The 22,027-nt window shown below is 64.3% G+C and carries 22 protein-coding genes and 1 pseudogene; 8 read left to right on the plus strand and 15 right to left on the minus strand.

The window, feature by feature from the left end; translation table 11 throughout:
• Window positions 1-91: 91 nt before the first annotated feature.
• From J3S28_RS25545 to J3S28_RS25605, 13 genes are all read right to left on the minus strand, one after another.
• The gene (locus tag J3S28_RS25545) at window positions 92-1,753 is read right to left on the minus strand and encodes an FAD-dependent oxidoreductase (protein WP_207843771.1); all 1,662 of its coding nucleotides are present in this window, start codon (window positions 1,751-1,753) and stop codon (window positions 92-94) included.
• A gap of 68 nt (window positions 1,754-1,821) precedes the next feature.
• Complete coding sequence (locus J3S28_RS25550) at window positions 1,822-2,526, minus strand: Rv1363c family protein (protein ID WP_237342131.1); 705 nt, start codon at window positions 2,524-2,526, stop codon at window positions 1,822-1,824.
• A gap of 106 nt (window positions 2,527-2,632) precedes the next feature.
• Entirely contained in the window at window positions 2,633-3,913 is a 1,281-nt protein-coding gene (locus J3S28_RS25555) for an MlaD family protein (protein WP_207843773.1), read from the minus strand.
• Entirely contained in the window at window positions 3,910-5,019 is a 1,110-nt protein-coding gene (locus tag J3S28_RS25560; RefSeq protein ID WP_207843774.1) for an MCE family protein, read from the minus strand. Before J3S28_RS25560 ends, J3S28_RS25555 begins: the two co-directional genes overlap by 4 nt.
• Window positions 5,016-6,125 carry an MCE family protein gene (locus tag J3S28_RS25565; RefSeq protein WP_207843775.1) on the minus strand — a complete coding sequence of 370 codons (1,110 nt, stop codon included), beginning with the start codon at window positions 6,123-6,125 and terminating at the stop codon, window positions 5,016-5,018. The genes J3S28_RS25560 and J3S28_RS25565 overlap by 4 nt, the downstream gene beginning before the upstream one ends.
• Window positions 6,122-7,162, minus strand: coding sequence for an MCE family protein (locus tag J3S28_RS25570; RefSeq protein WP_207843776.1), 1,041 nt, complete (start codon window positions 7,160-7,162; stop codon window positions 6,122-6,124). Before J3S28_RS25570 ends, J3S28_RS25565 begins: the two co-directional genes overlap by 4 nt.
• Window positions 7,163-7,182: 20 nt before the next feature.
• Window positions 7,183-8,217, minus strand: a complete 1,035-nt coding sequence (locus J3S28_RS25575) for an MlaD family protein (RefSeq protein ID WP_207843777.1) — start codon at window positions 8,215-8,217, stop codon at window positions 7,183-7,185.
• On the minus strand, window positions 8,214-9,518 hold the full coding sequence (locus J3S28_RS25580; protein WP_207843778.1) for an MlaD family protein: 1,305 nt from the start codon (window positions 9,516-9,518) through the stop codon (window positions 8,214-8,216). The genes J3S28_RS25575 and J3S28_RS25580 overlap by 4 nt, the downstream gene beginning before the upstream one ends.
• 3 nt (window positions 9,519-9,521) lie before the next feature.
• Window positions 9,522-10,376, minus strand: a complete 855-nt coding sequence (locus tag J3S28_RS25585; protein WP_207843779.1) for an ABC transporter permease — start codon at window positions 10,374-10,376, stop codon at window positions 9,522-9,524.
• A complete protein-coding gene (locus J3S28_RS25590; protein WP_237342119.1) occupies window positions 10,377-11,306 on the minus strand; it encodes an MlaE family ABC transporter permease in 930 nt (309 codons plus the stop codon).
• Between the two features lie 237 nt (window positions 11,307-11,543).
• Window positions 11,544-12,314: an SDR family NAD(P)-dependent oxidoreductase gene (locus J3S28_RS25595; RefSeq protein ID WP_207843780.1), complete on the minus strand. Its 771-nt coding sequence runs from the start codon at window positions 12,312-12,314 to the stop codon at window positions 11,544-11,546.
• Window positions 12,311-13,612, minus strand: a complete 1,302-nt coding sequence (locus J3S28_RS25600; protein ID WP_207843781.1) for a cytochrome P450 — start codon at window positions 13,610-13,612, stop codon at window positions 12,311-12,313. The genes J3S28_RS25595 and J3S28_RS25600 overlap by 4 nt, the downstream gene beginning before the upstream one ends.
• 185 nt (window positions 13,613-13,797) lie before the next feature.
• A complete protein-coding gene (locus J3S28_RS25605) occupies window positions 13,798-14,436 on the minus strand; it encodes a TetR/AcrR family transcriptional regulator (RefSeq protein ID WP_207843782.1) in 639 nt (212 codons plus the stop codon).
• A gap of 290 nt (window positions 14,437-14,726) precedes the next feature.
• Here J3S28_RS25605 and pcaC point away from each other — a divergent pair, with 290 nt between their 5' ends.
• Window positions 14,727-15,122 (plus strand): 4-carboxymuconolactone decarboxylase, encoded by a 396-nt coding sequence (gene pcaC, locus J3S28_RS25610; RefSeq protein ID WP_207843783.1) that lies wholly within the window; start codon window positions 14,727-14,729, stop codon window positions 15,120-15,122.
• Window positions 15,115-16,014 (plus strand): NAD(P)-dependent oxidoreductase, encoded by a 900-nt coding sequence (locus J3S28_RS25615; RefSeq protein WP_207843784.1) that lies wholly within the window; start codon window positions 15,115-15,117, stop codon window positions 16,012-16,014. The genes pcaC and J3S28_RS25615 overlap by 8 nt, the downstream gene beginning before the upstream one ends.
• 47 nt (window positions 16,015-16,061) lie before the next feature.
• Here the strand turns inward: J3S28_RS25615 and J3S28_RS25620 are convergent.
• Window positions 16,062-16,408: pseudogene (locus J3S28_RS25620) on the minus strand (TetR/AcrR family transcriptional regulator); the annotation flags it as partial.
• 2 nt (window positions 16,409-16,410) lie between these two features.
• Window positions 16,411-17,883, minus strand: a complete 1,473-nt coding sequence (locus J3S28_RS25625; RefSeq protein ID WP_207843785.1) for an NAD-dependent succinate-semialdehyde dehydrogenase — start codon at window positions 17,881-17,883, stop codon at window positions 16,411-16,413.
• A 157-nt stretch (window positions 17,884-18,040) separates the two neighbouring features.
• Between J3S28_RS25625 and J3S28_RS25630 the strand changes: the two genes are divergently transcribed.
• From J3S28_RS25630 to J3S28_RS25655, 6 genes are read left to right on the plus strand one after another with little or no spacing between them, the layout of a single operon-like run.
• Window positions 18,041-18,538: an FAS1-like dehydratase domain-containing protein gene (locus tag J3S28_RS25630; protein ID WP_307797431.1), complete on the plus strand. Its 498-nt coding sequence runs from the start codon at window positions 18,041-18,043 to the stop codon at window positions 18,536-18,538.
• Between the two features lie 11 nt (window positions 18,539-18,549).
• On the plus strand, window positions 18,550-18,984 hold the full coding sequence (locus J3S28_RS25635; RefSeq protein ID WP_207843786.1) for a hotdog family protein: 435 nt from the start codon (window positions 18,550-18,552) through the stop codon (window positions 18,982-18,984).
• A complete protein-coding gene (locus tag J3S28_RS25640; protein ID WP_207843787.1) occupies window positions 18,981-19,886 on the plus strand; it encodes a VOC family protein in 906 nt (301 codons plus the stop codon). The genes J3S28_RS25635 and J3S28_RS25640 overlap by 4 nt, the downstream gene beginning before the upstream one ends.
• 48 nt (window positions 19,887-19,934) lie before the next feature.
• Window positions 19,935-21,101: a thiolase family protein gene (locus J3S28_RS25645; RefSeq protein ID WP_207843788.1), complete on the plus strand. Its 1,167-nt coding sequence runs from the start codon at window positions 19,935-19,937 to the stop codon at window positions 21,099-21,101.
• A gap of 29 nt (window positions 21,102-21,130) precedes the next feature.
• Window positions 21,131-21,511 carry a hypothetical protein gene (locus J3S28_RS25650; RefSeq protein WP_207843789.1) on the plus strand — a complete coding sequence of 127 codons (381 nt, stop codon included), beginning with the start codon at window positions 21,131-21,133 and terminating at the stop codon, window positions 21,509-21,511.
• A gap of 2 nt (window positions 21,512-21,513) precedes the next feature.
• Window positions 21,514-22,026, plus strand: a complete 513-nt coding sequence (locus J3S28_RS25655; protein ID WP_207843790.1) for a DoxX family protein — start codon at window positions 21,514-21,516, stop codon at window positions 22,024-22,026.
• Window position 22,027: the final 1 nt, after the last annotated feature.

The raw sequence follows: 22,027 nt of genomic DNA on the forward strand, positions 1-22,027 counted from the left end.
CTGACCTACCTGGTGGATACGTTACTTGCAAAAAAAGAGAATGCCAATATCACGAGGCTGAGGAGCAGACCCGCGGACGGTTCGTACGACGTCACAAGGCATCGGCGGGCCACTGCGAGCGCACCTGGTCGAAGCGGGTGAACTTCACCCGGGGCCGACCCACGGGTCGCCCGGCAGAGCGCTCCGCGGCATCGATCTCGCGCCAGCGGGCTTTCCCGATGACGTCCGGTTGCCGCTCGGACACCAGCGTCGCCAGCGCACGTCGACCAGCACCGGGCGCTGTGAGACGTCCCGCCTCGAAGTCCTCGATGAGCATGGCCACGGTCTCGCGTGAGTCACCACGGTTGGTTCCGATGACCCCCCGTGGTCCCCGCTTGATCCACCCGGCGGTGTACACGCCCTCAACCCCGGCAACCCGTCCGTGCACGTTGTCGATCACCCCGCGTTCGGAGTCGAACGGCAGGTCCGCCACCGGCTCGCCGCGGTAGCCGACCGATCGCAGCACCAGCGACGTCGCCAGGACGTCGGTGACTGTGGTCGGATGCGCTCGGAGATCGCCGTCGAGTTCGTTGTGGACCAACGCCAACGACTCGACCGCACCATCGCCGCGCAGTTCGGTGGGAGAGGTGAGGTACCGGAAGACGATCCGCTTGTGTGCGCCGTTCGGTGTAGCCGCGGCATACTCGCGCGCCAACTCCATCTTCAGGTGCAGCGAGGCCTCTACGTCGGGGCTCTCGAGGATGGTCTGACTCACCGGATCAAGGGCGAGCTCGGTCTCGTCGATCACGACGTCGACGCCGGGTAGATAACCGAGCGCAAGGAACTCCGAGGTCGAATAGGCCGCCTGCACCGGACCGCGACGTCCGAGTACAACCACCTCACGGATGTTGCTCTCTCGCAGGGCTTCCAGCGCGTGGTCGGCAATGTCGGTCTTCGCGAGCTCGTCCGGGTCCAGGGTGAGTATTCTGGCGACATCGAGCGCGACGTTGCCGTTCCCGACCACCACGGCCCGCTCCCCCGACAGATCGAAGTGCCGGTCGGCGTGATCGGGGTGGCCGTTGTACCAGGCGACGAACTCGGTGGCGGCATGACTGCCCGGCAGATCTTCACCGGGTATTCCCAACCGCCGATCGCTTGCCGCGCCGGTCGCGTAGATCACCGCATGGTGATGCTCACGGAGTTCGGTCAGCGAGATGTCCCTACCCACTTCCACATTGAGATAGAACTCCAGCGCGTCCGGTGCGAACAACTTCGTGAACATGTCCGCCACCCCCTTGGTCTCGGGGTGGTCGGGCGCGACACCGGCACGCACCAGGCCCCAGGGCGCATGCACCCGGTCGAACATCTCGATCTGGACGTCGCCCCGAGCCAGCAACTCCTCTGCCGCGTAGCAGGCCGCAGGACCGGTGCCGACGATGGCGACCCGCAGGACACCGCGATCGCCGAACCCCTTGCCTTTCGGCCGCGGCGCCTGAGCACCTGAGTTCTCATCGAGCGGATTGCGCTCGAAATACGCCTCATTGATGGCGATGTACCTGTTCATCGGTGCGAGCAGGTCGTATTCGGAGAAGATCGCATCGACGGGGCAGGCATCCGCGCAGGCCCCGCAATCGATGCAGGATTCCGGATCGATGTAGAGCATCTCGGCGGTCTCGAATTGAGGATCCCCGGGAGTCGGCCTGATGCAGTCGACCGGACATTCGGCGATGCAACTGGCATCTTTGCAGCAGCGTTGGGTGATCACGAAGGTCATCTGGGCCTCCTCGGTGGTGAGTGTGTGAGGGTTACGGCGACTGCGCCGGGCTGTGTGCCCGAGCCCGTCTAGGGCAGGTCGACCTTGGCCGCGAGCCAACGACCGTCGATCTTCTCCATGGTCATCACCACCCGACTCCGGTCGACGCGTGGGTCGGGAGTTGCTGTGTTGGTGACGGTCTGGTCGACGAACAGCAGTACCTCGACCTTCGAGGTGCTCGCCGACTTGATGCCCGAGTCGATGACGGTTCCTTCCGCAGTTGCCTTGTTGTCGACCAGCAGCTGGCGGAGCTGACCGCTCGACTGCGAATACATGTCCTTGAACTCACCGGTGGCACCGCCGAGGACATCGGCGAAGTTCTGGTCGAGATTGTCCGAACTGACGCTGGTCAGTGCGACGGCGTAGTTCCGAGCCGCCTGCTCGGCCTGATCGGCAGCGGTATCGACGGCATTGCGCTGCTGCAACTTCCAGCCCAACACCGCGGCGACGGCAATCGCGGCCACTGCGACGACAACCAGGAGAAGTATCGCTGTTCGACGGGCACGGGTGCCGGCCCACCAACGCTTCGCGGGCGGGTCGATGCGCTCGTCGTCGTGCTCCGCGACTGTCGGGGTCGCATCTGATTCTTTCGCAACCAGTTCGTGGGCTACGGGATTTTCGTCGACCGGTTCCTGGTCGACGAGTTCTTCGACTGCCGGTCCCTCGACTGGCGGCGGCGCGGTATCCGGTTTCGAGATGTCCACCCCACCGACCTCAGGCGCTCCGTCAGCCATCAGCGTCCATCGTTCTTCGGGTGTCACAGTTGCGGTTCCGCTGCTCTTGCTCACTGCTGTCTCCTCTGCGTTGGCGTGCTCGGTGTCGTGTGGTTGCCTGCGAATCTCACGGCTGCCCCGGCAACACGGGGCCCGCGTAGGGCAAGGGGATGGATTCGGGACCGATCGGTGTCGGGGACGCCTGCGCCAGCGGATCGACGCCGGGTGGCGGTCCCGCGCTGGTGTCTCCCGGTGGACGCGGGGCGTTGGCGGCGCCGCGAACAAGGTTCGCCGGATCGTCGTCCTCGCAGTACGTGTACAGGTATGGCTCGGAGAAATCGGCGAGCCACCCTGGCCTGCGAGGCAGATCGTAGTTGCACGACTTACGTGGATAGATGTTCACCGACGCCCAGATCCCACCGTCACGCATGATGTTCGCGATGGCATCGAGCGTTGATCCGTCGCGGTATTGCGGGAAGAAGAACTCCTGCAGGGCAGGCACTCTCAGGTAGGTCATCTGCGCAACCGTGGTGAGGTTGCCGAGCAGCTGCACCATGGTCGGCGAATTGTCCGCGATGAGGGTGTCCACCGCCGCCAGCGTCGAAGGGGTCTGATCGATGAAGGTACGAAAGCCTCCATCCATCGCGGCAACCCCGTCGAGCGTGCCCGAGAGGTTCTGCGACGTTCTTTGCAGACCCGGACTCATCTCGCTGAGTGTGCCCAGCACCACCTTGCTGCTGTTCAGGAGGCTGACCGTCTGTGGCAGTACGGAATCGAGCGTTGAGATGAGGAACGTGCCGCCGGTGATGATTGATTCGAGCTTGTCGGGCCCTTCCGGACCGACGCCGAGCTCGTGGGTGATCGTCTCGACCTTCTTAGGGTCGATCTGGGCGAGCATCCCGTCTAGGTCGCCCAGCAAGTTCGCCAGCGGCACCGGCGTCGACGTCTGATCGGCCGCGACCTCCGATCCGTCGGTGAGGTACGGACCCTGATCTGTGGTCGGACGGAAGTCGAGGTATTGCTCCCCCGCCGGGGACAACCCGGCGACACGGACCTCACCGCCCACCGGGATTCGGGTGTCGGCATCGATGGTCGCAACCGCCACCACCCCCTCGTCCGAGAGTTCGACGGCCTTCACCTGACCGATCGGGACACCACGCAGCGTCACATCCTGATTGGGGAGCAGCCCACCGGACAACGCGAGATTGACCCGGACGGTCATGGCCTGCTGCGTCGGGTTCACCTGGAACACTCCGAACACGAGGTAGGTGAGGCCGAGGATGAAGGTGAGGGCCAGCGCCGCGACCGAGAGCAACAGTCGGTGGTCGATCAGTCTCCGCACCGTGTTCACCAAGCCACGGGCGGGCGACTCCAACGGTCCGGTTGCGTAGTGCGACATCTGGGTCATCGGCGTGGTCCCGCCACTTTGGCCCCGAGTCGCTCGAGTGTGCTGGTCAGGGTCCCCACGAAGTTTGCACCGTCGGTGCCCAGGTCAGGGATACGACTCCCCGGGTCGGCTGTGTGCGTCGGATCGGCGATGGCACCGATCGCCAGGTCTTCCAGATCCGCGTCGACGTGCGACCCGGACGAGTTGGTGATCTTGATGACCGGCGCCAACAGCCGGTTGACCGCATCGAGGTCGGCATTCGGATTCATGGCGGCCGCATTCAGTTCGGCCGCGATCGTGTTGATGTCGGCGACCAGTCCCCCGGCGGCGGTGCCCGCGATCGACGGAAACTTCGCGAGTTGGGAACTCACCGAGGCCAATTGGTTGACGATTCCGAGGATCTGATCGGTGTTGGCCGACAGCACACTCATGGCCGGCCCGGCAGCGGCGATGGCATCCTTGATGGTGCCCTGGCCGGCCGACAGGGTCGAGACCAGTCGGTTGGTCTCGTTCAGGGTGCTCCGGATCTCGCCCGTGCGGGCGGAGAGCTTGCTGACCAGACTCGTCGACTGTTCGATCAGCCCGGCCAGTTCCCCGCCCTTGTCGCCGACGGCGTCACCGAGTCCGTTGATGACCTTGGTGATGTTGCGGATCACGCCGCCGTTGACCAGCAGCGACGACGTGGTCAGGACCTCTTCGATCGTCGCGGCGGCCGAGGTCTGGTCAAGTTCGATGTTGTCGCCGTTCTGCAACACCGGACCGTCCGGCTCGGCGTCGAGCGGGGGTTGCATGGCGACGAAGATGTCGCCGAGAGGAGTCGCAGAGCGCAGTTCGGCCCTGGTGCCGACGGGCAGGGCGACTCCTTCGGAGACCTTCAGGGTGACGATCGCCGAGTAGTCACGGACGGTCATGCCCTCGACCGAACCGACGTCGGCCCCGGCGAGTTTGACCTTGGCCTGTTTCGGTAGGTTCAGTGCGTTCTCGAAGGTCGCGTACACGGTGTAGGAGTCGCTTCCAACGTTGCGCTTGGGGAGTGGGACCGACTCCAGTTCCACTGAACACGCGGTCATCGTGAGGGTCAGGGTCAGCATCGCCCCGACTGCTGCAGCCGATGTCCTGCGGGTCATTTCGCCAACCCCGCCATGCCCTCGAGCATGTCCGTGATACCGAAGTCCGGGCCGAAGTCTGACAATGTCCCGGTCGCACAACCGAGTTGCCGCAGTCCCAGCACGTTGCACACTTCTTTGAGGAGCTGGCCGTCGAAGAACACCTTGTCCAGTTGCGCATGCACCCGTGCCACCCGGTTCTCCTGATCCACTGCGGCGTAGGCATTGTCGAGGAGTAGCGGCGTCACGTCGAGGAACTCGGCGAGCTCGCGCCGGTAATCCGCCAGGGTCTTCACGAGGACGTTCGAGTCGGTGACCGTGGAGTTGAGGTTGCCCTGGTTGGTCCGCAACAGGTCTTCGGCCTGGAGCAGGATCTCGTTGATCTGTGCACCGGTATCTCCGGAGCCGAGATCTTGGTCGGCGAGAATCCCACTCAATTGGCTGACCGCCGAACCGAAGTCGCGGATCTGCCCGTCGTTGCGTGCGGCGGCCTCGGTCAACACGGACAGGTTGTCGACGATCGTCGTGATCGCGTCCCTGGTCTCGGCGCCGCCATCGGCTCCTAGACGCAGTGCTTTCGCGAGCTCACCAAGGGCGGCTCGCATGTCCTGCCCGTTGCCGTCGGTGATGGCCGATCCGACGTCGAGGAGTTCCGCCACCGGCCCTGCGCCTTCCCCGTCGCCCTCGAGTTCGATCGCGAGGTCATCGGCCATGGCCAGGAGCCGATCGAACTCGACCGGGGTCTTCGTCCGGTCCAGTCCGATGAAGTCGTTGTTCTTCAGCACCGGTCCACCGGTGTACGCCGGCGACAACTCGATGTGCCGGTCGGTGAGGATCGAGGTCGAGACGGTGACCGCGTCGACGCCCGCCGGAATCGTCACACCGCCCTCGATGCTCATCACGACCTCGACGTAGGTGCCCTTAGGCGAGATCGTCTCGACCTTCCCCACCGGCATCCCGAGCACTGACACCGAGTTCCCCTCGTACAGTCCTACGCCGTTGTCGAACTGCGCGGTCACCCGTATCGACCCCTCCGACGCGGTTGCGGCACGGACACTGCCGAAACAGACGGCAGCGATCAGCACGACGAGGACCACCACCTTCGCAACTGTCTTGCTCGCCCTCATTTGCAGTCCTTCAGGTACTCGGGAAGATTCAGCTGATTGGCTCTCCCGCTCACAGCACACATCCAGGAGTCGAGGAACGGCCCGGACTGAGCGGAGAAGTCGACCTCGTTGCCGGTGCCGCTCGCGTTGGCGAAGTTGCGGACGGGAACCGGCAGGATCTGCAGAGTGTTCCGCAGCAGGTCGTCGTTGCGCGCCAGACTCGCAAGCATCCCGTTCAGATTCGTCAGCAGCGCGTCAATCTGAGCGCGGTTGTCGACGACGATCGTCTGGAGCTGATCGACCAGGTTCGTGGTTGCCTGGAACAACTGGTTGATCACCGCCCGGCGCGAGTTGATCTCTTGTAAGACCTGCGCGCCCTGGGTGATCAGTGACCCCAGGTTTGCCTGCTGCGCCCGCACCACGTCCGTCAGTTGTTTGGTGCTGGTCAGCAACGTGCCGATCTGAGAGCGCCGATCGGCCATGATCGTTGCCAGGCTCTGGACGTTGTTCAGCACCTGGGGCATCACTTCCGGCGTGCCCTCGAGCTGCTCGGAGAGTGTCGTCATCGTCTCGCCGATGTCCTTGAAGTCGACCTGTTCGAACGTCGTGGTGGCGTTGTCGATCAACTGCTGCAGGTCGTACGGGACGCTGGTGTGCGACAGGCCGATCCTGTTGTCCGGCAGCGCAGCGCCACCCGCCGGCTTGAGGTCTACATAGCGTGAACCGAGCAGTGTGGTCAATTGGATGGATGCCCTGGTATCGGCGCCGAGACGGACATCGTCGTTGATCTCGAGCGTCACGACCACGTGGTCGCCCGCGAGCCGCGTCGCTTTCACCGTGCCCACCGACACCCCGGCGATGGTCACCGAGTCGCCCGAACTGACGCCGGCGGCCTGCGCGAACTCGGCCTGATAGGAGGTCTTCCCGATTCCGGCCCCGGCGAACTGCAACAGCGCGACGAGCAGGAGGGCGATCACCGCGACGGTGATGATCCCGAGCGTCAGGGTGCTGTGCTGTTCGATGGGTCTACGCGCCACCTGGCCGGCAGTGGCGGTCATCCGGCGAACGTCTGGGCGTTTCATTGGCAGGCCGGTGAGTACTTGGGCTTACCGCCGGGGGTGGCGGCAGCGACGATAGACGGTATGACGTTGCTCAGGGCCGGCACATAGGTCACGTTGAGGCTGCAGAGATACGTCTCGATGAACGCGCCGCTCTGGGTATTACGGGCGAGGCCTTTCAACAGGATGGGAACGTTGAACCCCAGGTAGGCGAATGCGGTCTTGTTGTCCATGTAGTGGGCGGCGAAACCTGGTTCCCTGACCAGCATCTGATTCAGCTCCGGTGCCGCCTGGTCTGCCAGGGTCGCCACCCTGCCGACGACCGCCGATATCGAGTCCAGCGAGGTCACCAGTTCCTGCCTGCGTTGGGAGAGTCTTTCGAACATCGACTGCGCCTGCGTGATCACGGTGTCGACCTCACCGCGCTGCTCCGCCAGGGTCCGCACGATTCCGTCGAGGTTCCCGATGATGTCGCCCAAGATCTGGTCCGGACCGGCGAACGACTCGGCAAGATCGGAAGTCTCGGTCACCAGCGTGGTGATCGAACCGTTGTCCCCCTGCAGCGCCCGGATGATCGAGGTGGTGATGTTGTCGATCTGTTCCGGGTCGAGAACACTGAACAATGGTTCGAACCCGTTGAGCAGCACGGATATGTTGAAGGAGGGCTCGGTGTGTGCCAGCGGGATCTCACCGCCGTCGAGGACCTGGGGCTGCCCGTAGTCGGCGAGTGACAATCCGAGGTACCGCTGGCCGATGATGTTCTCGTAGGTGATCGAAGCCTTGGTGTTCCCGTAGACCTTCTGGTCGGCCTCGACCCGGAAGCCCACCCGGGCGAGCGTCCCTTCGAGCGTGATCGAATCGACGCGGCCCACGCGGACGCCCGCCATCCGGACGTCGTCGCCGACCCCGAGTCCCGATACGTCGGTGAACACCGCAGAGTACGACGTGGTCGCGCCGTTCACGCTGCGTTGCAACGTGTTGAAGACTGTCCACGTCAGCGTCAGCGAGATGACGAGGAAGATGATCAGACCGATGAGCGGCTTGCGGTAACTCACGACTGCCCCTGCTCGGGTTCCGCCGAAGCACTGACCACCGCTCCGCGGGCAAGTGGGCCGAGAAGGAGCGTCGACGCCGAATTGGCGTCCTCTCCGAGGATCTCGCCGAGAAGCCGCTGCTCTTCACGGCTGCCGACCGGACCCACATTGCCGCCCATGGGTGCCGACATGAAGTTCTGCGGCGTATTGAGGTCGGGCATCACCGCGGGCGCGTTGGTGACAGGTGCGGTCTGGCAGCTGGGCCCTTCGAGGTTCCCGTATCGGGGACAGTCGGCCCGCGTGTACATCTGGTGCGGGGTGAACTGGAACTGGAACTTTCCCGTGCCGTTCTGCTGACCCACGGGCCAGAACTCCGCGAACCACTGCTTGGAGACGTTGTTCAAGCTGGTGGTGATCTGGGTGAAGGAGCCACCGCCGTCGGCCATCACCTCGATCACGGGCCCGAGCGCAGTCGTGATCCCGATAATCTTGTCCGTGTTGTTGTTCAGCGCTGTGTCAACCGTCGAGAGGGTGTTGGTTCCCGCGGCCAGCAGCTGATTCAGGCCCTTGTTCTTCTCCGCCAGGGTCCGCATGGGGACCACCGCGCTGTTCATCACGTCCAGCAGGTCCGGCGCCGACTTCCGCAATCCCTGAACGGCTTCACTGAGCGCGCTGAGCGTTGACGGTTGCCCCCGCGGCGCGATCACCGCGTCGAGTTCGCGGGTGATCTTGTCGAGCTGCGCGCCTGCGGTGGCGATGTCGTCGCCGTGGCGATCGGTGGCCTCGGCCACCACCGCGAGCATCCCGACGGTCTCGTCCGTTCCCACCCGGGCCGACGCGGCGATGATCTCCCGTACCTTCGTCATGGCCGTCTGCAACTGCACCGTCGACAGACTCTCGTCTTGGGCGATGATGGCGCCCTGGGTCAACCCCGGCGCTGATCCGTTGTCCACCAGCTGGATCGACGACACTGCGAAGACGTTGCTGGGCACGACACGTGCCGTCACCGTTCGCGGGATGGTACGGGTGTAACTCGGATCCAAGGCGAGATCGACGTAGTTGAGTCCGCCATTGGTCCCCGGATCCACGCCCTTCACCGTCCCGACCAGGACACCCCGATACTTCACATCCGAGTTGGAGGGGAGCCCGTCCCCGACGTTGGCGAGCACCGCGGTCGCCGTCACCGTCTTGTCGAACGTTCCGTTCATCTTCGCGTAGAGCGCGACGAGCAGCAGCGCCACCACGGCCAGGGCCGTCAGACCGAAGATGAACAAACGGGTGTTCGAGTTCCCGCGCGGATCGGTATCGAAGATCACGGGCATCGCTCAACCACCGAGCCGCGCGCCGGAACCGACGCCCCAGAGCGCCATCGTCAGCAGCAGATTGACGACGATCATGGCAGAGATGCTCGCGCGCATCGCACGTCCGGCCGCCGTACCGACGCCCTGCGGTCCGCCGGATGCGTAGAAGCCGTAATAGCACTGGATGGTGGAGGTGATTATTACGAACACAACGGCTTTGAGCATCGAATACAGGACGTCCGTGCCGTTGAGCACGAGTCGGAAGTAGTGTTCGTAGGTTCCTGCGGACATGCCGCTCGACAAGCTGACAACACCCTGCACCGTCACGTAGTTCAGCGTGAGACAGATGAGGTACAGCGGGATGATGGCCACGATGGACGCCAGGATGCGCGTCGTCACGAGGTACGGGATGGGCCGGATCGCGAGCGCTTCCATCGCGTCGATCTCTTCGGAGATGCGCATGGCGCCGAGCTGCGCGGTGAACCGGCAGCCGGCTTGGGCGGCGAACGCGAGAGAGGCCATGATCGGGGCGAGTTCCCGGGTCGCCGCCGTCGACGCGACCATACCGGTGGCCGGCTCGAGGCCGAGTAGATGCAGGGCCTGGTACCCCTCGATACCCACCAGGGCACCTGCCGCGGCCCCGAGCACGATGATCACACCTGCCGTCCCACCGCCGACGACTATCGACCCGTTACCCCAGGTGACATCAGACAGGATGCGTAGGAACTCTTTTCGATAATGCCGCAGGGTCAGCGGGATCGACACCAACGCCTTCACCAGAAACGCGACCATGTGACCGAGTCGCATCACCACTGCACCCTGGGATGCGGCGGCCGCCGCGATCGGACGCACCCCGGGTGGGTAATACCTGGAGGCCATCTAGAACCCCGTCCGCGGGAACAACAGGACGTAGAGCTGCGTGAAGCCGACGTTGACGACCATCAAAAGGATGATCGAGGCCACGACGGTGGCGTTGACCGAGTTGGCCACGCCCGCCGGTCCGCCGCGGGTGTTCAGACCCTTGTGGCAGGCCACGATCGCCACGATGGCTCCGAAGACGATGGCCTTGATCATCGTCAGGTAAAAGTCACCGACTGTCGCAAAGGATGCGAAGGTGGACACGAACGTCCCCGGGGTGCCGTTCTGTACGAATGTGTTGAAGAGATAACCGGAGAAGAAGCCGACGAAGCAGACGACTCCGGTCAACGACACCCCGACGAGGACCGCCGCCGCCAGGCGTGGCACCACCAGCCGGCGGATGACCGACAGGCCCATGACCTCCATGGCATCGATCTCGTCGCGGATCTTCCGCGATCCGAGGTCGGCGCAGACCGCCGAGCCTGCGGCCGACGCCATCAGCAGGGCCGCCACCATCGGTGCCCCCTGTCTGATCACCGCCAGACCGCTGGCCGCACCGGCCATGGAGGTGGCGCCGACCTGACCGGCCAACAGCGCGAACTGAATTGACAGCGTCATGCCGATGGGGACGGCGACGAAGACCGTCGGCATCGCCGACGCCGACGCCATGAACGCTGACTGCCGGATGAACTCGACGAAGGGGAACTTCAAGGTGAAGATGTCGACGATGAGGTACTGGATCGCTCGGAGACCCAGGACTGCCTGCCCACCGACAGTCTCGAGTGCGGCAACCGGGTGGCGCCGGACGTATCCGCGCGACCACTTCTTTATCTCGCCTACCGCAGATTCTCTTCGAACCTTGGGCACGACATCGGCTTTCGGAATCGGTACCCGTTGCCGATGGCGTACCGGTTGCGGCCGGGCCGGCGCACCGCGGTCGAGGATCGCCATTGGTCCTCCAGCTCTGCCCTGTCTGTCATCGGGTCGGCTCGGCAGCAGTCGACCACGGTGGTGGACCCGGCTCAGCTCGTTGACGGCACCAGGGCTGTTGGGCCGTCAAAACCTTGATCTGAGGCGGTATGTCTGGCGTCGGGGTACCTGGTCTCAACCCCGTGTGGTCGCCGCCCCCTCAGCCGGCGACCACACCGTTCAGCGCGTAGCGCGTCTACGTTCTGCGACGCGGCGGCGTCACAGGTACCACCCTCCGTTGACGCCGATGATCTGCCCGGTGATGAAACCGGCCTTGTCCGAGGCGAGAAATGCTGCGGCAGCGGCGACATCGTCCGGCGTGCCGGTTCGCCGTACCGGCGTCATGGTCGCGAGCGCATCCAGATCGGGGACGATCCCCGTCTTGACGCCGTTCTGAGCCATCGGGGTGTCGATGATCGACGGCGGGATCGTGTTCGCGGTGATGCCCAGCGGTGAGAGTTCGAATGCAAGCGCTTTGGTCAAGGCGATGACACCGCCCTTGGATGCCACGTAGTGCGCTCGATTCGGCGCACCGGACTGCGCGCTGGACGAGGAGATCGTGATGATGCGACCCCAGCCCTGCTCGATCATGTCCGGCACCGCCGCCTGGATGGAATTGAAGGTACCCGTGAGATTCACCTCGATGAGTCGATTCCACGCCTCGAGCGTGAGGTCGACGAAAGGAACATCTCCGTCGATGCCTGCGCTCGTGACGATCACATCGATCGGACCGAACTCCGAGCGGACCTTCGCGAAGGCCGCATCCACCGCATCACGATCGGTGACGTCAACCGCCCCTCCGATCGCGGTATATCCGTTGTTACGCAGTTCCTTTGCAGACTTCTCCGCCAGATCACCCTGCTGATCCAGAAGCGCGACCCGGTGTCCTGTTTCGGCGAGATGCTCAGCCGTGGCCAGCCCGATGCCGGACGCGCCACCGGTGATCACCGCTACGCGGTCGGTCGCGCCGTTCTTGTCGCCGTCGGTCATGAGGCATCCTTTTCTACGTTCTCGGTGATCGGGGTGAACTCGAGATGGAGTTCGGTGAGGCCACGCAAGATGTAGGTGGGCTCGAAGCTGAACTTCCGGTCGCCGGCCGGGCCGTGCGCCGATTCGGAGATCTTGATGTCGGCCATCCGGTCGAGGATTCGCTCGAAGGAGACAACCCCCTCGATACGGGCCAGCGGTCCACCCGGGCAGGAGTGGATACCGCGCCCGAATGCCATGTGCTCCCGCAGATTACTGCGTTCGAGGTCGAACTCGTGTGGATTCTCGAAATGTGTGGGGTCACGATTCACCGCGCCGGCCGCGATCATGACCGTAGTTCCGGCAGGAATGTCGACCTCACCCAGCTTCGTGTCCTTGACCGCCAACCGGAAGCCGGCCTTGACCGGACCTTCGAGCCGGAGCGTCTCCTCGATGAAGTTGTTGAGCAGACTGCGATCATCGCGCAGACGTTGTTGCAACTGAGGATCTTCGGCGATGAACCGCAGACCGGCACTGAGCAGCTTGACCGTGGTCTCCTGTCCGGCGGCGAAGACGAATGTCGCAGAACGCACGACATCGATCACCTCGGGCGTGGTGCCATCCGCGTACTTGGCCTGTGCAAGTTTTGTCAGCACGTCATCGCGAGGATCTCGTCGACGCTCCTCGATGTAGGCGCTGAACTTGTCGTCGAGCCATTCGAGCGGATTCGCCGACAGGGTGTCGCCGTCCGTGGCGCCGGGCCGAGCACCCGGGCGGGGCACACCCAACTGGATCCGGAACTCCTCGTGATCCTCTTCCGGAACACCCAGCAGATCTGCAATGACAAGCAGCGAAAAGGGTTTCGCGTAGTCCGTGAGGAACTCGGTGCTTCCGCGCTCGAGGAATTCGTCGAGCTGGGTGTCGGCCAGCTTCCACATGAACTCCTCGTTCTCCTTGAGCCGGCGAGGAGTGAGCAGCTTGTTCAGCAGGCCGCGGGCGCGCTGATGCTGAGGCGGATCCATCGTCACCATGTGTTCGTGCAGCGGCATCTTCTCGCGGTGCTCTGCGATGAGCGCGCTGATGTCGTCGCCTACCGGGGTGAAGGGCAGATCCGGGAACGGCCCGCCCACCGAGATGCACGAGGAGAAGTTCTCGGTGTCCCGGAACACCGTCATCGCTTCGTCGTGTCCGGTCACCGCCATGACGCCGTGATGGGGTTCGCGGACCACCGGGCACTTGGCCCGCAAGTGGTCGAAGTAGGGGTTCGGATCGGGGATCAGTGACTGATCGGTGAAGAAGTCAACTGAATCGAAGTCGCTCAAGACAAGCCCTCCATATCGTGCGCAAGACCGGATGATGATGGGGCTGGGCCTTGCCGCTGCTGTGCACACGCTCAGCGTGCTGTGCATATGCTTAGCATGTCAGCAGAAATGGGGTCAAGGTGTCTTTTCGAAGAATCTGAAACAGATTTCCGGACGTCCTACCCGGAGGGCCGCCGAAACCGGCTCTACGCTGGGTGATTCGGGAAGGGCATGCCCGTCAACGCTTCGAGCTCGTCGATACGCGGCTCGCCCTCCAACTTGCGGAGGTACGACTCGACGAACGCGAAGGTCTCCTTCTGCCCCGTGCTCATGCCGAGCGACTCCTCCATGATCAGCACCCTCGAGACACTTGTCATCAGCGTGATGGCCACGACTGCGGACATCTCGTCGGGATCAACTCCGTAGCGCGCCAACGTCTCTTCGATCACCCGCGCGGCGTCGACCCGGAATCGCTCGGCGTAGCGCCCGATCTCCGCCCGCAGTTCCTTGCGGTGGTTCGCGAGTGCGATGAACTCCATGGTCAGCGCGGTCGCGGCGGGATCGATGCTGAATCGCCACAATGCCCACAGCGGCTGAGAGGCCCGCAGCGCGAGCGCGTGGACTTCGATTCCCTGTTCGGCACGGCGCTGAAAAACGGCGGAGAAGAGTTCATCCATGGTGCGGAAGTAGTAGTGGACGAGTTGAGGCTTGAGGCCCGCCGCCTCGGCGACTCGTCGTGAACTGACCGCGGCGTACCCCTGCTCGACCATCAGTCGTTCGGTGGCGTCCAGGAGCACGGTTCGATTCTTCGCATCCGGTGCGCCGAGCCTGCGTGGCGATGCCATGCCCGTCACCTCCGTCCTACTTCGCCCGGTCGATCCGCCGCGGATCACCGATGAACACGCTCAACAATTCACCTCACGTTAGGCGAGTGCTCAGCATTCGCGAAGTTCAGCCCGTCGAGAGTGCTGACCATCACGTCTCGCTTCGCCGGGCTGGCGACGGGCCGCAGGTCACGACGTTTCTGAAAACATGATTTGCTTATAGCGAGAATCGCAATATCATCGAAGTTGTACCGTCAGTGGTCTGCAACGGGCCTCGAGATCTCGCGTTCATCGACCAGAAAGTGTTTTTCATGCCCATCGATGCAACCCGGCGCGAGACGTTCGACGCCGGCATGAAAGTCCGCGAAGAAGTCGTGGGCGCGCAGTACGTCGCGCGGGCGGTCGCAGCAACGAACGACTTCACCCGGCCGGTGCAGGAACTCGTCACCGAGTACTGCTGGGGCGCGGTCTGGACCCGGCCCGGCCTCGGGCGCCGGGAGCGATCCATGATCAATCTCGCCATGCTCACCGCCCTGGGAAAACCCACCGAACTTGCCGCCCACGTGCGCGGCGCACTGACCAACGGGGTCACCGTCGACGAGATCCAGGAGGTCCTTCTACAGACCGCCGTGTACGTCGGCGTACCCGCCGCACTCGAATCCTTCCGCGTGGCAAATGAAGTCATCACCGAGAACACCGATGTCTGAACGCCCGAACGTGCGGGTGGCCTTCGTCGGACTGGGCAACATGGGTGCTCAGATGTCCGTCCGACTACTCGACGCCGGCTATGACGTGGTGGGTTACGACCCCAGCGACACGGCCCGCAGGTCGTTCGTGGCGGCCGGCGGCACCGAGGCCACGACGGCAGCCCATGCGATCCGCGGCTCGGAGTTCGCCATCCTGATGCTGCCGAGCTCGCGGGTTGTCGAGCTCGTCCTCGGCGACCCAGATGTGGTCGGCGAACTCGGTCCACGGACGACGGTGATCGACATGTCGTCCTCGGAGCCCGTGTCGACCGTCGACCTGGCGCGCACGGTGAGCAAGACCGGCGCCGTGCTGATCGATGCCCCGGTCTCCGGAGGGGTGGCCGGGGCCAAGGCGGGGACGCTGACGATCATGGCCGGCGGCGGAGATGACGTGGTGGCACGTGTCCGAAACCTGTTGGCACCACTGGGAACCCTCACGCACGTCGGAGACACCGGCGCCGGTCACGCCCTCAAGTCGGTCAACAATCTGATGGCCGCGGTCGGGTTGCTCGTCACCTCCGAAGGCGTTGCGATCGGGCGGCGGTTCGGTATCGACCCAGCGCTGATGGTGTCGATGATCAACAGCTCGAGTGGACAGAATGCTGCCACCGACCAGAAGTTTCCCCGGTTCGTCCTGCCCGAGACCTACGACTCGGGCTTCGCCCTGGCGTTGATGCTCAAGGACATGCGCATCGCCACTGGCCTCGCCGCCGCGCTGGGTGTTCCCGCGCCCCTCGGGGATCGCGCTGTCGAAGTCTGGGCGAGCGCCGACCGCGACCTCGGTCCCGGAGCCGACCAGACCGAGATCGCGCGCTGGACGTTCGACAATGCATCGACCCGGGCCACCTCCTGATCGATCTGCAAGGGGCACCTACGAGCGCGTCACCGGCGCAGTTTCTCGATGGTGGGAGATGCCTGGGCGGCTTCTGAGTACGCCAGTTGGCGCAGGTTCGGATCGGTCAGGACCTGAACGTTGAACCGCGCGTACCAACTCGGGGTTCCGAGCTCGTCCAGGTGAACCGTCGACGGGCGTACCAGGCAGGCGACCCAGTCTCGAACCTCCGTCGAGCCGTCGATGTCACGGAGCATCTCGGCGCGTTGTTCCCCTGTCCCGCTGCTTCACTCACCTGTCGGTTCGACACGGCGAACAGACCGTGCTCGGCGAACAACCTCTCTGCGGCAACAAGGATGAGTTCGCGCGTCGCTGCGGCACGACCCGATCTCCCGTTGTCGACTGCGGTGCGCATGGTCAAATACTGATGCCGATCAATTTGGTGTCGAGGTACTCGCTGATGCCCTCGGCCGCGCCTTCCCTGCCGAGCCCGCTCTCTTTGATGCCACCGAACGGCGCCGCCGCCGACGTCGGGTTGATGTCATTGATGCCGACCATCCCGAATCGCAACTTCTCCGAGACCCGAAGGGCGCGAGACAGATCCCGGGTGTAGACGTACGAGGCCAGCCCGTAGTCCGTGTCATTCGCCATCGCGACGACCTCGGCTTCGTCGTCGAACACGGTCACCGCTGCGATCGGGCCGAAGGTCTCTTCGCGATAGATGTCCATGTCCGCGGTGACGTCGGCGAGCACAGTCGGCGAATAGAAGAAGCCGCCGTCGAAACCCGTTCCGGTGAGCCGGTGTCCGCCGGTCAGGACGCGAGCACCGTGCGCGCGGGCGTCATCGACCTGACGTTGCATGCGGAGCACCGCCTTCTCGTCTATGAGTGGTCCGACACCACTGGTCGCAACCAAGCCGTTGCCCGCTGTGAGTGTGCGCGCCCGTGTCACGAGGGTCTCGAGAAAGACCTCATACAGGGAGCGATGGACGAAGATCCGATTCGGGCTGATGCATGCCTGCCCGGTGTTGAGGAACTTGACCAAGCTCGCCCCTTTCGCCGCATGCACCGGATCCGTGTCCTCGAACACGATGAACGGAGCGTGCCCACCCAGCTCCAGCGACACGCGCTTGACGGTGGAGGCGGCTTCGCGCGCAAGCATTTTGCCGACCGCGGTCGAACCGGTGAAGGCGATCTTGCGTACTGCGTTGCTGGCGAACACCTCACCGGAGAAGATTGCCGGATCCGCGGTGGTGACCAGGTTCGCGACACCGGGCGGCAGCCCCACATCGTCGAAGATTCTGAACACCGCCATGGCGGTCAATGGTGTGTGCTCGGCGGGCTTGAGAACCACCGGGCACCCGGCCGCGAACGCGGGTGCGACCTTGCGGGTGATCATCGAGACCGGGTAGTTCCAGGGCGTCACCGCGGCCACTACGCCGACCGGTTGCCGCAGAACCATGAATCGCTGATCGGCGCGTGCAGACGGAATCGTCGAACCGTAGACGCGTTTCGCCTCCTCGGCGAACCAGATGAGGAAGTCGGCCGCATAGCCGACCTCGGTACGAGCCGCCTTCAGGGGCTTTCCCTGTTCCATCGTCATCAAGGTGGCGAGGTCGTCGGCGCGCTCGAGCATCAGCCGGTGCGCCTCGTAGAGATATGCCGAACGCGCGTACGCCGTCGCGCCCGACCATTGCTCGAACGCCGCATCGGCCGCGTCGATCGCTGCCCGCACGTCGCCGGGCCCCGCTGCCGCCACCGATGACAGCACGGCCCCGGATGCGGGATCGGTGACCTCGAACGTCTCCCCGGACGCGCCCGGCCCCCACTTTCCGTTGATGTACAGCGACTCTCGGGTCGCTTCTGCGTCGTCGAACAGTGGTAAGGCCATGCGTGATCACTCCCTCGCTCCCGCGGACGATACCGCGATGGGCGTCGAATTCGCAATGTGATTATCATTTTTGGAAATGCCATTACCGCACGTGGTAGGACTGGAGTGGGACCGATGGACGCTCCCTGCCCAATCCGAGGAAATCCGAGGTGGCGAGGTGACCGACACGAACATCACCGCAGACATGCGAACGGTGCTCGGCAAAGAGTTCGCACGCGCGGTGAGTTTTCCTATCGCGGCTTCTGACATACGCCGCTGGGCCATCGCCGTCTACTACCCACAGTCGCCTCCGGCCCGGTATTGGGACCGGTCCACGCAGCCGGGACCCCTGGTGGCGCCACAAGAGTTCAACCCCTTCGCCTGGATGTCGAGTGAAGGGCCTGCGCCTGCCGGTGACCACGACCCCGATCGGCATTTCAGAACTCTTGGTGTCACAGGTCCGGGCCTGAAGTTCCAGGTTAACGGCGGGGTCCGCGCAACCTACGGGGTCCCGATGCGCGAGGGCGACGTGATCACGTCGTCGTCGTGTATCGCCGAACTCACCGAACGCACCGGCCGACTCGGTCTCATGCTGTTCACCACCGTCGAGACGGTCCTGACAAACCAGGACCGCGCCGAGGTCCGCCGTCAGCGGATGACGATCATCCGATACTGAGCGAGAAAATGATGAGTGACAACACTTTTGCGGTGGCGGTCGGTGACACGCTGCCCCCATTCATCCGCACGACCGGGCTGGCCAACTGGAACCGGTTCGCCGCGGTCAACGACGAGTTCATCGACATCCACATGGACGATGACGCAGGCCGCGACGCCGGCTACGAGTCCGCGTTCGGGATGGGGACACTGCTGTGGTCGTACCTGCACAATCTCGTTCGCGACTGGCTTGGCGAGCACGGGCGGATCGTCGAGATCGATTGCCAATTCCGGGCACCGAACACCAAGGGGTTGACCCTGACTGGCCACGGCACGATCACCGCCGTACGCGGAAACCACGTCGACATCGTCCTGTCGATCGAAGACCAACACGGCAACGTTCTCACTCCCGGCAGCGCCACGGTCGAACTGACCGGCGACCGCACGATCGGCGGGACGGCATCATGACGCTCGGCAAGATCTTCCACCTCGTGCACATCACCGACGATCTGCCCGCGTTGGAGTCCTGGTACGACGACGTGTTCAGCGTGCGCAGAGGGTGGATGGACCACCAGTACGCCGAGTCGGAACAACGGGACGCCTCCCTGGTCACGCTCGCCGACGTCGTCATCGAGCCACTGGCCCCCGCGTTCCGGGTCGACGGGTGGGACCGCTACCCCCTTGGCAGGTTCTACAACCGCTTCGGTAACCACTGGCACTCCATCGCCTGGTACTGCGAAGATGCGCAACCATACTGGCAACTGATGCGCGAAAACGGTATTCGTGTCTTCGGTCCCGCGGGTGGCCAATCCGATGAACCGCCGGCCCCCGGTAGTCCGGTCTTCACCCACCCCAAGGACACGATTACCCAGATCCAGTTCGATCCACCCAGAGAGAGTCGGAGCCGCGACCCACGCCTGCACCCGGAGTACGACCCACAGTGGTGGCTCACCGAGCATCCGCTGGGACTGCACGGCCTGTCGTACACGACGGTGCTCACTCGCGACCTCGCCCGCGGTGAGCACATTTTCGCGGACATCCTCGGCGGAGACGTACTCGAACGGTCCATCTCGGAGCTGACCGGAACCGACGACGTCTACGTCAGACTCGGCGAAGCCGTTGTACAGCTGTCGAAGCCGACTTCCGACCGTGGCATCGCCGCCGATGACCTCGCAGCCTCCGGCGAGATCCACCACGCCGCGTGCTTTCGGGTGGCCGATCTCGACCGCGCCGAGGAGTACCTGGCCTCGAAAGGAATCAAGACCTCGGCCCGTGACGATCAGACGATCCTCAGCCTGCCCGAGACCACCCACGGCGCCGTGTTCCGGTGGACCACTCGCGTGATCCCCGGCGGGACCTCCCCCGACTGAACCCCCAACGGCAGCATCCACAACCACCACCAGTGAAAGAGAAAACCGATGACCGAGACAGTAATCGTCGACGCAGTTCGCACCCCGATCGCCACCGCCCGCAAAGGCACCCTGCGGGACACTTCCGCCGAGGTGCTCGCCACACACATACTGGCGGAGGCCGTGCGCAGATCGGGCCTGCCATCCGAATCCATCGATGACGTCATCTTTGCCGAATCCCACTACGGTGGCGGTGATCTGGCGCGCTACGCGGCGGTCGCCAACGGTCTCGAACACATCCCCGGCCAGGCGGTCAACCGCTACTGCGCGGGCAGCTTGACCTCCGTCGCGAATGCCGCGGGCTCGATCACCTCGGGTATGGACACCGTGATCATCGCCGGCGGTGTCAACACCAACTCCACGAGCCCACGGCCGGTCTGGCGTGTCATCGGTACCGAGGACACCGAAACCCGGTTACCGCCGACGTTCCCCTACCGTGAAGACGCCGCCGACGACACCAGCCTTTCCGTGGGTTGGAACATCGCGCAGAAGTACAACCTGTCCCGGGAGCAGATGGATGCCTGGGCGGTGCGATCCCACGAGCGTGCCGTGGCCGCCATCGATTCCGGTGTCTTCGACGACGAGATCGCGCCGATCAAGGTGACCCAGGGCGACGGCACCGTCGTCGAGTTCGCAGTAGACGAACATCCGCGACGGACAACGACTTTGGAGAAGGCCGCGCAAGTAAAGCCGATCCACCCGGAGATCGAGGGCTTTTCGATCACCGCTGCCAACGCCAGCGGGGCCAACGACGCTGCCGCGGCGCTCACCCTCACCACGGCCGAGAACGCCTCCGCGCATGGATTGTCCTCGCTCGGAACTGTCAAGGCATGGGCGTCAGTCGGAGTCGACCCCAAGTTCACCGGCGACGGCAGCCTCGTCGTCATCCACAAACTCCTCAAACGGGCCGGGCTCAAGGCATCTGACATCACCCTGTGGGAGATCAACGAGGCGTTCGCGTCGGTACCTGTCTCGGTTTGTCAGGAACTCGGACTCGACGAGGACCTCGTCAACATCTACGGCAGCGGGTGCAGCCTCGGACACCCGATCGCCGCCAGCGGCGCGCGCATGCTGACCACGCTCTCGCATGAATTGCGCCGTCGCGGAGGCGGAATCGGCATTGCCGCGATGTGCGCGGGTGGCGGGCAGGGCGGCGCCGTACTCGTCCAGGTCTGAGCAAAAACCACCGATCGACAAGGAGAGTCATGTCCACAGCGTTGCTGTTCGCCTGGTCCAGCCCCACCTCGCCCGAGGTCGACGCCGAGTTCAACAGGTGGTACGAGGACGTCCACGCCCCGCAGGTCAAGGCCGCCGTCGGTACCGAGGTCACCGTCACCCGGTACCGGTTCGAAGACCCCGCGGTCGACGGACAACCGCCGGTCCCCAAGTACCTCGCCGTCTACGAGATCTCCGACACCGACGTGACCACCGCGCACGCCGCCCTGATGGCGGCGTTCAAGGGTGGCCGGTTCGACATGTCGCCGACCATCGATCGGAGCGCGGCAAGTATGGAATGGTATTCACCGCACAACCGGTCGTCATCCGAAAATTCACCTGCTCAACCGATCTCGACGAAGGGTCTCTGACTATGCCGATCCTCCGCACCTCGCGGACCGACAACACCGCGGTGCAACTGTTGCTTCGTGCCGCCGTCGGCGGAACCATGATCGCCCACGGCGTCAAGCATGGACGTAGTATCGACGGCACCGCAGGCTGGTTCGGCTCCATCGGCTTCAGACAACCCACACTGCAGGCCAAAGCCTCGGCTGTGGTGGAGGTCGGAGCGGGAGCAGCGATCGTCGCGGGCGCTGGTACACCGGTCGCTGCTGCCGCCGTGGTCGGGACGATGGCGGTTGCCGCGCGCTCAGTGCACCTGCCGAACGGATTCTTCATCACCTCCGAGGGCTGGGAGTACGTCAGCAATCTCGCGATCGCCGCCGTCGCACTGGCGAGCATGGGCCCGGGCCGCTGGAGTGTGGACCGGGCGCTCGGCCTCGACAACAAGTTGACCGGGAATCGAGCAGCCGCGCTGGCCGCCTGCGTGGGCCTGGCGGCCGCCGGCGCGCAACTGGCCGCGTTCCACCGACCGGCCGAGAAGTAGG

The sequence above is a fragment of the Williamsia soli genome (genome assembly GCF_017377795.1).
Classification (GTDB): domain Bacteria; phylum Actinomycetota; class Actinomycetes; order Mycobacteriales; family Mycobacteriaceae; genus Williamsia; species Williamsia soli.